We start from the raw sequence: 14,122 nt of genomic DNA on the forward strand, positions 1-14,122 counted from the left end.
TAGAAATCTGCTGATTTTAGTGTTAGCATAAACCACCAAAGTTTTTGCACAATTCTATAAAAATGAAATTACTCGAAAAAGTTAAGCCATTAATTGACCCTCAAAAATTTCATCATACTTTTGAAACATTGCTGCCCGATTTTCATATTTTTCACACCAATAAAACCGGCGGAGATGTAATTCAAATTGAAAAATCCGGCTTCTCAGTCGTATTGCAAGGCTCAAAAGAAGTGCAAATCGGTGAATATCATTACCAGTATCGGGCAGGTGATTTTGCTTGCTATGCGGTAGATATGCCTATTCTCGCGCATTATCAGGCAACACCAGAACAGCCTTATATTGATTTACGCTTTTACCTGCCGCCGGAGCAACTTCAGCAATTAACCGAAGCTTTACTTAGCCAAGATTATGCTTTTCCTTCTTTTTCGGGCAAAAAACCGCTCAGTCAGCTCTCTCCTGCTTTGGAAGACGCTTTATGCCGTTTAATTGATTTACACAATTCACCAAATGACATACCGATTCTCTATCCGTTATTACAACAAGAAATCATCTATCGTTTACTGTGTAGTGAACAGGGAGGATTATTACGAAAAATTGCGACCCAAGGCTCAAATACCCAGCGAGTAGCAAGTGCGGTTGAATGGCTGAATCAGCATTATAACCAGCCGTTTAATGTGGAAGAATTAAGTACGAGCATCGGTATGTCCAGTTCCGGTTTTTATGCACATTTTCGCCAGCTCACCGGTATGAGTCCGTTGCAATATCAAAAGAATCTGCGCTTAGCACAAGCACATCGCTTACTGAAAACCGGCACGAAGACCATTTCTGAAATTGCCTATCAGGTAGGTTATGACAGCCTACCGCAATTCAGCCGTGAATATAAACGAGCATTCGGCAAAACCGCGAGAGAAAGCCTTAAGGCAGGCTAATACAAGCGGTCGAATTTACTGATTTTTTTGCAAATCGCTAAAAGAAAACCCGGCCAAAGCCGGGTTTTCTGATTAGAGACGTTAGAAACTATAATTCAAACTTGCCGATACCTCACGGTTACGCTCATTACCGAAACGTTTCTTAAAGTCTGTTTGTAGTAACACATTCGGTGTTATACGCCACTGTAAACGAGTTTTGCTTTCTGCATAAGCTTTATTTAAAGCGGCAAACTCGGTCGCATTAATGCTAAGTTTTGCTTGTTTCATTGGCTTATAGTAATCAATGCTAGTAGCCAAAGTAATGTTATTTGTCCCTACACTCAATGCAATACCGGAGCCGGCTTCTTGAGACCAACCTTGCGAAGATAGCTGATTTCCATTTATATCGCGGTGTTCTTTCATTCGGTTACTCTCCAAGTTATACATTACTTTTGGCATTAGCCCTAATTCAAAGTCTTGCTTATCCCACATAATGAAACGATAACCTAATGTAGAATTTACCGAGAAACCTTTACTATAGTAATCATCACGGAAACCTTGCGTACTCACTCGATGTTTATCCCAATGGTAAGCAATACTTGAGCTGAATTGCACACCATCATCTTGTACATACTGTGCAAAGGCTCCAGCATTTAAGATTGTAGATCTACCATTTGTTTTATAAGTGGTATAGCTTGGAATAACCTCTAAAGTTTGTTTCTCCGCACCAAGTAACACGCCTGTTCGCCAATTTTGTGCAGTAAATAAATTAGCGCCGACATTAATGCCTGTTGAATTTCGTTTAACATCAAGTTGGTTACTTGTTTCAACAGCAAATTTAGCTTGCTCACCAAAGGTACTTAACCAAACACTTTGACCATCATTATTTTCCATAAACTCATTGAGATTATGTTTCGGTTTTAATTGTGCTAAGTACGCCCCCGCTTCCGAACGTAAAATACGTTGTGAAGTTCCGGTTTGTTGAGGAGCCACACTCGTCAACAACCAGTTTGCTTCATGTCCTTGCGTTTGTTTTAATAAAACATATTCAAAAGCACCGGCTGTATAACGTTTATCTAAATTAAACTCTGCATCAGATTGCCCCTGAATATTGATGAGTTTAATCCCCTCTGGCGTTAAAGCACCTTGTCCGTTAAAATTACGAACCGAAACCGTCGATTGTCCTTGAGCATTACCTTTAATCGTTAACTTGTCGGTTCTAGAAGTATCGTCATTTAATGTTGTATCAAAGACTAAATGGCTACCTTGTTCACCCACATAGTTACCGCCTACACTCAATTTATCTTCAACCGTCGCATTAGTTTGACCATTTAAATAAACTAGGCCTTTATTTACAAAATTTCCGGCAATTTCGACCGCTTGTTGTGCCATATAAAACACGCCTTGCGGGTTAACTTGCACTGAGCCTGCAAGATTCTTGGTCTCAAGCGCTCCTGAATCAATGGTTGTTAGACCGGTATACGACATATCTCGATTAAATGTTGCCGTACCAGAACCTGTTTTCAGAATATTTCCGGCACCCGTCAAATCAAAGTTCACCTGTTCTGTGCTGTTGAAATCTAATTGTAATGTGCCATCTTTTTGTGCAGAAATCGCTTTTGCATTTGCGACTGTTGCTGTATTCGCGATTGCCAAGATGCCGTTGTCCACTCGGTAATTTCCGCTGAAGGTATTATTCGTATTTGAAAAGCGTAATACCCCTGCACCGGCTTTCACAAATGTACCTGCTCCGCTACGTTTCGGATTTAGAGTAACTTGTTCATCTTTTGCAAGATCAAACACAAATTCGCCCGCTTGTGCACTTAATTCCGCAGCTAAAATAGGCATTGCTTTAACACCACGCAATGTCAGCTTACCGTTTGACGAAGTTTGGCTAATAGAACCGGTAAAATCACGGTTATCGCCCGCAAGAATTAATGATTTATTTTGCGAATGGACAAAGCCATGATTTTTCTGATTCGCATTTTGGGTAAAGCCGGCATTAACGACCTGACCATCTGCGCCGTCTATTTCAAGCAACTTCTGTGCTAAGCCAAATCTTCCGTAAAACTTACTGAGGTCACCGGTTAATGCAATTGGACTATGTCCTTCAATTTGCGCAATGGTATTCTCTGCACCGGCAAAATTACCACTGAAAATGACTTTTTTGCCCGAGTCGCTACCATTACGCAAGCGACTATTACCAACAAAAGTAATATTATTATTAAAATTACTTGAATCACTACCATCCGACACCCAATGAGATGTGCCAATTGAGCTATTATTTACAATAATTTCTTTCTTCGCGGCACCGTTTTCGTTGGAATAGCCTTTTAAATCCAATACGGAACCATTAGCTAATTCAAGTGTACCACTACGGTCAAAGAAAGCGGTTCCGTTACTATTTGCTGAGGCACTCGCGGCATTTAGTACTAATTTACCCGCTACTTGACTACTATCGGTGACTTTATCTGTTAAGACTAAATCTGCATTTTTTAATGTGAGCGTTTTGCCATTAAAATCAAAATTCTTCACATAAAGTGAGCGTTCTTTTTTAGCTGCGCTTGCACTTTTCGTTACATCATTAAAATCAATGAGCTGATTATCTTTTGCCAAGATTAAGCTATTAAGTGTTGTAGTTCCCTTAGTACTTGAAAGTAACGCTGTACGAGAGCCATCCGTATTCAATACCACATTACCTACGGCTTGCATTCCACTATTTAAGATCCCATCATGATTGACCGTAATTTTAGTTTCTGCACCGATCGCTTGTGTATGGGCAAGGCTTAACATCCCTTGGTTAATATCAATATTTGTTAAATTCGAGCCATTTGTGGCTAAGCGTAAATTGCCTTCTCCAGTTTTAACTAAATGTAACTTACCGTTAAGTGCCGCTGAAAGTGTTTTAGTCACCTGTTCCAAAGAAGCAAACGGCGATACTTTTTCGCCAGAAGCTGTTGATGTAGTAAGTTCTAACGTACGTACTGTATCCTTGGTATTTTTTATTGCCGCCGAGGCATCATTCTGCCCTAATTCAACGCTGGCATTCGCGTTCAACTCAAGTACGCCATTTCTAACCAGATTTAATGTATTACCTTTACCTAAGGCACTATCATGAGTGATATTTAGGGTAATATCGCCGGTATTATTATTACGATGCCCCTGAACGGTAATATTGCCTTTAAAATCATTTGCTTGTGTTAAAGTAATCTCACCGCCTCGATAGCCTTGTCCATCCACAGTCAGATTATGATTACCACTGAGCTTCGCATTCAGCACTAATTCGCCTTCACCGCCAAAGTGATAACCGCTTTGCGTAGCACCTAGCTTAGTTAAACTAACTTTTTCTGAGCCTTTTGCCCCAATAGCTACATTTCTATAGCTTTCTAAGTTAGCTAAATCACTATCTTGTTTAACCAGTAATACCCCTTCAGTTTCAACATCTTTGCTAATATTTTTCATTAAATTCGCATTTGCTATTGCTGCATAACCTAACGAAACTCGAGCCTTACCTAGTGAATCTGTAAATTTAGTATCCAGTTCAACATTACCAACAATGACTTTTCCATTAAAGTTTGGGTTATGTGAAGCAATAACCACCTTACCGGTTTGTTTAGCATTACCAATTGATAACGAAGCGTCTTGTTTCAAATTACCCAATACGGTAACCGTGCCTTTGGCACCACCTAAACGAAGCTGGTTATTTTCGAGTGTTTTATTTTCTTCACCTAACTCAAGTGTACTCGTTGAACCTAAATATAAATTCGTTTTTTCATTAAACGCATTAATGTAATCCGCTAATTTCCCAGAAAATGCCAAGACACCCTGTGAGTCATTTGCAATCACATTTAAGATATTACTTACCTTATCGGTATTGCCCATCGCATTCAGAACACCATTTTCTGACATTGACCAAACAGCCGTTTTGTTACCTAAACTTTTTATATCAGCAATATCTGCCTGTCCGTCTTCGATTCGTGCTGTATTAAAACTATTGGTACCGTTTAATACCGTAGTACCTTTACCATATTTAGTAAAAGAGCCACCACTAACATTGGCATTAATTGTGGTGGTAAAACCTTGCGCCACATTCGAAGTTAATTGACTGCGCTGTGCTAAAGCCACTGTGCCGTTTAATACCGCACCATCTTGTAAACCTTGTTGTGTCTGTTTAGGGTCTAAACCACCGATTATCGTATCGACCGATAAAGTTGCATTATTTTGTACATTAAAAGTCGCCTCTGCTTTCGCTTTTCGACCTACAGTAAATGTAGTCCCTTCTGCTAGTTCCACTTTACCGGCTTTCAGACCCGCCTTCTGAAAATCTGTATCATCAATATAGTTTTCTGAATGCGGCGTATAGTAATTTCCAAGAACAATTCGACCGCTTGTCACATTAAAGTTTCCCTTAATGTCGGAATTACCTTTTAAACGCCATTCCGAATCTTTCGTTTTCGGTGCATATGTGACATTTAACGTACCATTCGCATTTTTATCGTTAAATGAACCTAAGAAAGTACGAGTACCGTTATGCGGCGCAAAGCTAAAGGTACTTTCTTTATCCTTATTACGGTTTGTAATAGTTGCACCGCTATCTAAATGGTAAATATCATTCCATTCTGTAGAAGTACCATTTAAATCTAAAATACCGCCGCGCGTACCAAAGGCAAAACCAACCGTATTGGTATTATCTTTGTTCTTTGTGATTTTTAACTGTTTCTCATCACTTAATACCACCGTACCACGTCCGGAAGCTAAACGAATATGACGCGCCGCATAGCCATCTTTACGCTCAAGATAAGTAGTACCGTCACCAATATTTAATTCGGCTTCATTATTACCATTACCTTGTAAACGGAAGGTTCCTTTACCAATTTTTCGCCAGGTATCGCCTGCTTTGCCGGTGATCGTACTAGTAAGGGTTGCATCTTTATTCACAATATAACCCGCACTATTTAAACGTCCCTTGCCAGTCAGAGTAAAGTTTTGGTTAAAGGTCAAAGAACCCGCGCCCATATTAATATCAGCGTCATCACTGATATTGATCGTGCCACCCTGCCCACCAAAAATCAGATCTTTACTTTTAGACCAAATCCATTGAACTGTCACATCAGCTGCATTCTTGGGTACAGTAGCTAAACCATGATATGTAAACTCCGTACCATCATTAACAGTTAATTTGCCCTCGCCTGTTGTTGTATTTTGGTTTTGCCATGTAATCTGCGTCGTACTACTCGTGGTATTAATCGGTGCATCAATATAGCTTGCAATACGTTCTTCCGTCCATTTCGGTGCTGCACGAAGATAAGAAAATTTATCATAACCTGCACCACCTCCCCCCGATTGGTTTGTTGCAATCAGCCACCATTTTTTATTTGTTTCATCCCACCAAAAAACAGGGCTACCACTATCTCCGGATTTTGTACCAATATCCAATGCCGTCTTAGCTTCATTATTGATATCAATATAATAAGTCTGTTTATCGCCATCTGTAGAATGCCAAATAATTTTGTTCAAACCACCCGAAAGCCATCCGTAACACCGTTCAAATTCACCACAGCCGGTTGCTGCCGTAGAACCGTCAATCGCTCTTACTTGCAAACCTCCGCCAACACGGGCTAATAGTGCCCCGGGCCCCAATTCTTTACCGAGTAATTGTTCTGTTTTATTACTTGGCAACATATCAATTGGATCAACTTCCGTCACAATAGAACGGTAACGTGTAATTTTATAATCGAATCCGTTTGGCGCCCGATTATCAACGGCACGCTTTGTTTGTTCACCTAACTTATAGTAATTTTCGTTTTTATCGGAGCCCTCAAACAAAGTTCCGTCATTATGAATATAAAAACGACGCGCCCAAGTAAGATTATCCGTATAAGAAACATGGGAGACTGAAACCCCGTAACTTGGATTAAAAACGGTAGAATAGCCCCCGTTATAAGAAGTCATATTGCCGGTATCACTATCATTGGTTGCGCTAAAATCAGGCACATTTGCAATTATGCCGGAAAGTGTCCCGTCCGTTTTATATACAGGCACATTAGTTGCGCCAGGTTGGAATACCCCACGGTTTTCCGCAAAATCACGATAAGTTTGTACATCAATATCATGGCGCATTACGCCGGCATTCATGCTTTGAGAGGCAAGTGTCGATAAGACCAAAAGGGAAATTTTCGATTTCCGAAATTTAGATTGGATAAGTTGCATATATTTCTCTTGTAATTGACAAACAACTCCAATACGTTCTTTACATAGGAATTGTCAGCAAATTGTAGGCTTTCTAATGCATGACAACTATTTTACTGATTAGAAAGCCTATTAAAAACGTTCACAAAGCAGTGATGATACAACTAAATTTAAATTAATGTAAATAACTTAAATTACTTTAAATAAAAAAATAAAATGAGATGAGTGAGGAATTACCCTATATCAAAACAACAAGCGGTCAAAATTCGCAAAATTTTTACGAAATTTGACCGCTTGTTAAATGGAAGTATATATAAAATTAGTATTTAAGCGTTTCGCCCTCAGTCGGCACAGCCACTTGTTTTAAGTCTTTTGCTTTCACAAATTCACGCATATCTTTAGTGCTTACCGTCGCATGGTTTACAGCGTCCATATGCACAGTGATGATGGCTGCTTTTGGTGCAACTTTGCGCATTTTTGCCACATCTTCTTTACCCATAATGATCGCATCTTTTGGCTCTAACATTTCGGCACGGCCAGTGTTCATCACGATCACTTCAGGTTTGAAATCTGCAACAACATTATCTACTGATTGATTCCAAATCGTATCACCCACAACGTAAGTGGTTTTCTCGCCTTTCGCTTCCATCACGAAGCCCATCGCATCGCCTAACATTTCCGCTAACATTGGGTTTGCGTACATTGCGTCTGTACCGTGCTGACCGCCTTTAATGCGAGTTAATTTCACGCCGTTAAATTCAGTGTGGTTGCCCACTACACGCACATCTTTAAAACCTTGACCACGAATGATTTTTGCATCGTCCGCATTTTGTACGAAAATCGGTAAATCTTTTGGTAATTTCTCTTGTGCCGCTTTATCCCAGTGATCATCGTGAGTATGAGTAACGATTACCGCTTGCACGCCTTTGATCACATCTTCCGCTGATTGTTTCATATCAATCAATGGGTTACGTTTTTCAAAGTTTACTGTGCCCGCAAAACCTTCATAAGCACCTTTCGTTGCTAAATACGGATCAACTAAGAATGTTGTGCCTGCGTAATTGATTTTTGCCGTTGCGTTACGAACGTGTTGATATTCCAATGCTGACGCTGAATTTGCAACTAATAAACCTAATGTTAATGCTGATAAAGTTGCTTTAAGTTTCATATTGTATCCTTTGTAAAATTTTTCCGAAAAATGACCGCTTGTTGCGGTGTAGGAATATTATGCAGATTTCCCCAAAACAAAAACATTGACTTATTTGCCACAAAACGAAAGATTCAGGTCAAGTTTAATTAAGTGATAAAACGGATAAAACTCACCGAACCTTTGATTTCATTTATAAATGAAACTTTTATCAAGTTTCCAAAAAGTTTAAAATATAATTGAAACTTTTTAAAATTATCACTATAGTATCAATTATAAATTAAGGGAGAGTTATGAAAAAAGATTTAGTCTATCGTAAAAAATATCTAGAAAAAGTTCGTCCATTTATCAGTAAAAGCTTAATTAAAGTCTTCACTGGGCAACGCCGTGTTGGCAAAAGCTACTTACTGTTTCAGATTATGCAAGAGATCCAAGTTGAGGATAGAAACGCCCACATCATTTATATCAATAAAGAAGATCTTGCTTTTAGCCACATCACAAATGCCGAAACGCTAAATTCATTTGTTCAAGAACAGAAAAAGCGCGGTCAGAAAAATTATATTTTTATTGATGAAATCCAAGAAATCACAGATTTTGAACAGGCATTACGCTCACTCCTGCTTGATGATGAACTAGATTTATATTGCACGGGAAGTAATGCTCACTTGCTGTCACGAGATATTGCCGGTGCATTAAGCGGACGGGCGATAGAAATTAACGTACATCCGCTTTCTTATTTTGAATTTTTAGAATTTATGCAGTTAGAAGACAGCGATAAAGCCATGTCGCTTTTTTTAAAATATGGCGGTTTGCCTTATTTGAAAGATTTGCCGTTGCAAGACAACATCGTGTTTGAATACTTGCGAAACATTTATTCCACCATCGCAATTCGAGATATTGTAAATCGTTATTCTCTACGTAATGTGCAATTTTTGGAACAATTGACGCAATTTTTAGCCAGTAATATCGGTAACCTGTTTTCCGCGAAAAAAATCTCGGACTTCTTAAAATCACAAAAAATTACCACTTCCACCACACAGGTGCAAAACTACGCTGAATACCTTGCTAATGCCTTTTTAATCCACAAAGTGCCACGTTATGACATTGAAGGAAAACGCATTTTTGAGATTGGTGAAAAATACTATTTTGAAGATTTGGGGCTTCGTAATGCGCTGATTGGTTATCGTGTGCAAGACCGAGGAAAGTTGCTAGAAAATGCTATTTTCAATCATCTTCAAATTGCAGGCTATGAGGTTAAAATCGGTGGCTTAAACAGCCAAGAAATTGATTTTGTCGCAGAAAAAAATGGCGAACGCATTTATGTGCAAGCCACACTGACAATTAACGAGGAAAAAACGCTAGAACGAGAATTTGGTAACTTGCTGAAAATCCAAGACAACTACCCGAAATATGTGGTTACAATGGATGAGTTTGAGGGAAATACGTTTGAGGGAGTGCAGTGTTTGAGTTTGAGGGAGTTTCTTGGGGGGTTGGGGATTTGGTAAAAAATACCGTCTGAATGTTATTGTTCAGACGGTGATATGTACTTTAAATATGCACATATTTGTAAAATACTTGATTGATCATCATGAAATTTATATAGAAAAAAATAAATGTATTTCTATATTAAACACTTATTCTTTTATTAGAATAACTTAAAAAATCATTCTTTATTAAAGCAATATACTTACTTGATGATGGTTCAAAAAGGTTAAGATAATTAAGTAATCCTAGTAAAGAATCTTTAACTTTTTCCAATTCTTTAAGCGATATTTCTTTATTCTTTATAAAATTTCTCCATTCTCTTAATTTAATTCTACGTTTTTTATAAAGTTCTTCGCTTGCTTCCATTATATCTCCACTAATAAAAATTCCAGTGACAGATTTATTCTCAGTTGAATGTCTTATCTGAGTTTTATTTTTACTAACATTAAATCCATGTTTTTTAATGATCTTCTCAACCACATAAATAACGCTAGAATCAATCTTATCCCCCGAAAAAGAAACATCATCAACCCAAACACTCATTTTTAGATTTTTATCTTTAGCAAACTTATATAAATCATCAAACAATTTCTTATTTACTAAATAAGCTAACCTCATACTTATCTGACTCCCTGTTGGGATGTGGTTATTTATTGAGCACAAATAAGACATAATATCAGATATTTCTGATGAGCATTGCATAGAATATTTAAAAAATGAATAAATTTTATTTCTATTAGTTGATGGAAAAAACTTAGATATATCTACATTCAGTAGCATTTTACAGCCAAAGTGAACTATAGCATTATCATATATGCTACAACCTTTTTTATCAGAGAAAAGGTAATCAGGAGTAATAATTGCTCTTAAATGATGAGCTATTCTATTATGTATACGATATAGAATTCTATATTTCTTAGGAGATTGAATATCTCTATTATTCTCTATTCGAATAGAATAATAACTAGTAGGATTATCTAATATATCTTTTAATTCCTCTTGAGACACTCTTAATATAGATAATAATTTTTTAATTGATACAAGCTTAAAGAATGGGCTTTGATTTAAATCATATTCTTTAGTTTGTCTAATTGGAATTTTTAGAGATTTTCTTCTTATCTTGTTCAATTTTCCATTCCATAATTTTTAGTATTTTATCAGCAATAAAAGTTCTTACATTGTGACTAAATGGTTTTTCATTTTCTAATTGTTCGGAAAACAGTAATATTTGAGATGTTTTTATATCAAAAACAGATGAATATTTATTTAATAATTCCATAGATATGGAATTTTTACCTGATTCTATTTCGGATAGATGAGATGGAGATATACCTAACTTGATAGCCATATCTTTTTGTTTGATATGATTGAATTGTCTAATCAACTTTAATGCTTTAGCTAACATAATATAATTCTCAAAAGTTAGGGGTTTTCAAATCATTAAAAAAACTCCTTTAACTGATTAAAAAAATCAATTAATTTATCAATTACATTAGCAATTTTTGTAATGCATTCAAGTAATGATAATAATTTTTTTACTAAGGATTTTCGCTTGTTTTTATCTTTAGATAAATTTCTGCGACTTTTTTTCTTGATTAACGAATACCAAAGGTTGTGTAACGTATACATTTTCATAAATGCACTCCTGTTATTCCTGCATCCCTTTAAAACACAATGTTTTAAACTTGGCAGTGTCATCGCAATAACAAGTCTGCTTTGATATTCTCAACCCCTAAGATTGAGCAGCTGGCTCAGTCATAAGCCAGCTGCATTACATTTTATGCATTTATATTCTAAATACTTGAATACTTGTGCCCTGTAAATGTTAGGATTTCTCCCAGTTCAAAGGAACTATATATGTAGTACTGACGACATTCAGAAAAATTCACAACGAGCGAATTTTATCAAACACATGAATATTAAGTCAATAAAAATTCGGTAATTGTGAATTTTAATAACATAGATACAGCCGCTAGAGTCTTTATAATATACTCTGTAATCAGAACGAATATATAAATTTCATAAAAAAAACAAGCGGTCGATTTCCAGCAAAACCTTGCAAATCGACCGAACTTTCCCTTTCTCCCTACCAATCCCCCTTCCCCTCAAACTCTTCGACTAAAAAATCCACAAAGCTGCGGATGGTTTGGGGGAGTTGGCGGCGGGAGGGATAGACGGCGTACACTTGATAAGTCGGCATTTGCCAATCGGGTAGCACAATTTGTAGTTGATTGTTTTTGAGCTGTTGTTCAATAAAATATTTAGGCAACATTGCAATGCCACCGTCTGCTAAGGTGAAATTAAGTAATGCCCCTGTGTCGTTGATGGTGAGTTGGCTGGTCAGTTCCAACACGGTTTCTTGCCCGTCTTTGATAAATGTCCACTCTTTTCGGTTTACATTTGCGTGTGCTAAATAACGATGATTAGCTAATTCTTGCGGTGAGTGAATTATGCCGTGCTGAGCTACATAGGTGGGCGTTGCCACTAATAAAGAATGGCAAGTGAATAATGGACGAGCTACAACATTTGGATCGGGGTTGTTAGTAAAACGAACGGCAAGATCGATTCCCTCTTCAACTAAATTTACCATGTTATCCGCCAAAATCAGTTGAATATTCAGCTTCGGATGTTTGGCTAAAAAAGTGCGAATCGCATTGAGCAAATGGGTGCTACCAAATGCTGCATTCGAGGCAATTTTCAACGAGCCTCGTAATTCCCCTCGCTTAGTTAAAAAATCCTGTTCAATAGCCGAGGTTAATTCCGTCATTTTTTTGCAATATTCGACCGCTTGTTCGCCTGCATCAGTCAGCGAAACGTGGCGAGTGGTACGTTGCAAAAGCCGAGCATTAAACCATTCTTCCATAAGGGCAACTGCGCGAGTAACCTTCGGGCGTGAAAGATCCAACCGTTCCGCTGTTGCGGTAAAACTGCCGGTTTCCGCCACCATTAAAAACACTTGAATTGCAGTAATTCTATCCACTTTTCACCCTTATTGTTTCAATTTTTAAAACAATTATATTCAGAAACCAGCCTTTTTCCCATTTTTTATTTCAATATAATGGCAACAGATTATTTGAAACTATTCAAGTCAAGCAAAGGAAAATCAATATGAAAAAATTACTTAAAACTGCAGTAATTTCAACCGCACTTTTAGCCACAACAGCAGCAATGGCACACACCACACCGGAGCAAAATAAGAAGAACGCTCTTGAGTTTTATGAATTAGTGTTTAACCAACACAAAGTACAAGAAGGCACAGACAAATATATCGGCAAAGAATATTTACAGCACAACCCGACCGTAGCGGACGGTGGCAAAGCCTTTGTGGACGCATTTGCGCCGTTCTTAAAAGAACATCCGCAATCTCGTGCTGAAATCAAACGTGTGGTGGCAGAAGGTGATTTAGTGATGTTGCACGTTCATAGCAAGTTAAATCCGCAAGATAAAGGCGAAGCGGTGGTGGATATTTTCCGCTTTGATGAAAACGGTAAAATCGTAGAACACTGGGACGTAATCCAAGCCGTACCAGAAAAAACGGCAAGCGGTCGTTCAATGTTCTAACTTAAATTTAAGGTAACAAGCGGTCGAAAAACAAGGATGTTTTGCGACCATTTTTTTATTGTAAAATATGCAGATAATACGAAAGTGCCTTAGAAACGAACAAAATTCACCGCTTAATGAAATGTTTCGCTTTGAAAAAGAGATGAAAACACCGTGAAAACTGTCGCCCTTATCCTTTACCCAAATTTCAGCTTATTTCATTTTGCCGTGCCACAAATGGTATTTTCCGCAACAGGATTGGCAAATGAGCCGTTATTTGACTTGAAAATTGTGGCGGAACAACCTGAAATCTCGCTTTCAGGCGGTTCAGTAGTGCAAGCCGACAGCGATTTAAGGCTGCTTGAAACCGCTGATATTATTATTGTCCCCGCTTGGAATGATTTTGATGAAAAACCAACTGCAGCATTGCAAACGGCGTTGCAACAAGCAAATGCCCGTGGCGCAATGCTTGTCGGGTTGTGTTTAGGCACTTACGCCTTGGCATATTCAGGTTTATTAGATGGCAAACGGGCGGCAACCCACTGGATGAGTGAGGCGGATTTTCATCAACGTTTTCCACAAGTGCGGTTAGATTTGAACGCACTTTATGTGCAACAAGGCAACCTGATGACATCCGCCGGCACAGCGGCTGGGCTGGATTGTTGTTTGGCAATTGTGCGGGAAATTTATGGTGTAAAAACGAGCCAAGGTTATTGAAGTAGTACGTACTACATAAAGTACGATCAAATTTAGGTAAGAAATACCGTCTGAAAAATAATTCCAGGCGGCGTTTTTTTTATTTCTATTATTCCGTTGATCGTAATATATGTACTGTATGCTAATACACTTGGCA

Annotated in this window: 9 protein-coding genes; 4 read left to right on the top strand and 5 right to left on the bottom strand. The window is 37.9% G+C overall.

Annotation, left to right across the window (positions count from 1 at the left end; translation table 11 throughout):
• The first annotated feature begins 62 nt into the window (after positions 1-62).
• A complete protein-coding gene (locus EL121_RS04245) occupies positions 63-929 on the top strand; it encodes an AraC family transcriptional regulator (RefSeq protein ID WP_014992230.1) in 867 nt (288 codons plus the stop codon).
• Positions 930-1,010: 81 nt separating this feature from the next.
• On the opposite strand, the gene EL121_RS04250 is transcribed toward EL121_RS04245, so the two are convergent.
• Positions 1,011-7,043, bottom strand: a complete 6,033-nt coding sequence (locus EL121_RS04250; RefSeq protein ID WP_164997536.1) for a S6 family peptidase — start codon at positions 7,041-7,043, stop codon at positions 1,011-1,013.
• Between the two features lie 373 nt (positions 7,044-7,416).
• Positions 7,417-8,265 (bottom strand): MBL fold metallo-hydrolase, encoded by an 849-nt coding sequence (locus EL121_RS04255; protein ID WP_039197951.1) that lies wholly within the window; start codon positions 8,263-8,265, stop codon positions 7,417-7,419.
• Positions 8,266-8,537: 272 nt separating this feature from the next.
• On the opposite strand from EL121_RS04255, the gene EL121_RS04260 reads away from it, so the two are divergent.
• Positions 8,538-9,749, top strand: a complete 1,212-nt coding sequence (locus EL121_RS04260; protein WP_039197952.1) for an ATP-binding protein — start codon at positions 8,538-8,540, stop codon at positions 9,747-9,749.
• 121 nt (positions 9,750-9,870) lie between these two features.
• On the opposite strand, the gene EL121_RS04265 is transcribed toward EL121_RS04260, so the two are convergent.
• From EL121_RS04265 to EL121_RS04280, 3 genes are all read right to left on the bottom strand, one after another.
• On the bottom strand, positions 9,871-10,857 hold the full coding sequence (locus EL121_RS04265; protein ID WP_039197953.1) for a reverse transcriptase family protein: 987 nt from the start codon (positions 10,855-10,857) through the stop codon (positions 9,871-9,873).
• Positions 10,817-11,134 carry a helix-turn-helix domain-containing protein gene (locus tag EL121_RS04270; protein WP_018650759.1) on the bottom strand — a complete coding sequence of 106 codons (318 nt, stop codon included), beginning with the start codon at positions 11,132-11,134 and terminating at the stop codon, positions 10,817-10,819. Before EL121_RS04270 ends, EL121_RS04265 begins: the two co-directional genes overlap by 41 nt.
• A 681-nt stretch (positions 11,135-11,815) precedes the next feature.
• Entirely contained in the window at positions 11,816-12,709 is an 894-nt protein-coding gene (locus tag EL121_RS04280; RefSeq protein WP_039197954.1) for a LysR family transcriptional regulator, read from the bottom strand.
• 128 nt (positions 12,710-12,837) lie between these two features.
• Between EL121_RS04280 and EL121_RS04285 the strand changes: the two genes are divergently transcribed.
• Entirely contained in the window at positions 12,838-13,290 is a 453-nt protein-coding gene (locus EL121_RS04285; protein ID WP_039197956.1) for a nuclear transport factor 2 family protein, read from the top strand.
• Positions 13,291-13,443: 153 nt separating this feature from the next.
• Positions 13,444-13,986 carry an AraC family transcriptional regulator gene (locus EL121_RS04290; protein WP_231554671.1) on the top strand — a complete coding sequence of 181 codons (543 nt, stop codon included), beginning with the start codon at positions 13,444-13,446 and terminating at the stop codon, positions 13,984-13,986.
• The last annotated feature ends 136 nt before the right edge of the window (positions 13,987-14,122 follow it).

This window comes from Actinobacillus equuli, assembly GCF_900636745.1.
Lineage (GTDB): Bacteria > Pseudomonadota > Gammaproteobacteria > Enterobacterales > Pasteurellaceae > Actinobacillus > Actinobacillus equuli.

Excerpts from the sequence above, each read along its gene's own strand:
- EL121_RS04250 (WP_164997536.1), bottom strand. The coding sequence starts at position 7,043 with ATGAATGCCGGCGTAATGCGCCATGATATTGATGTACAAACTTATCGT.
- EL121_RS04260 (WP_039197952.1), top strand. The coding sequence starts at position 8,538 with ATGAAAAAAGATTTAGTCTATCGTAAAAAATATCTAGAAAAAGTTCGT.
- EL121_RS04270 (WP_018650759.1), bottom strand. The coding sequence starts at position 11,134 with ATGTTAGCTAAAGCATTAAAGTTGATTAGACAATTCAATCATATCAAA.
- EL121_RS04245 (WP_014992230.1), top strand. The coding sequence starts at position 63 with ATGAAATTACTCGAAAAAGTTAAGCCATTAATTGACCCTCAAAAATTT.
- EL121_RS04255 (WP_039197951.1), bottom strand. The coding sequence starts at position 8,265 with ATGAAACTTAAAGCAACTTTATCAGCATTAACATTAGGTTTATTAGTT.
- EL121_RS04285 (WP_039197956.1), top strand. The coding sequence starts at position 12,838 with ATGAAAAAATTACTTAAAACTGCAGTAATTTCAACCGCACTTTTAGCC.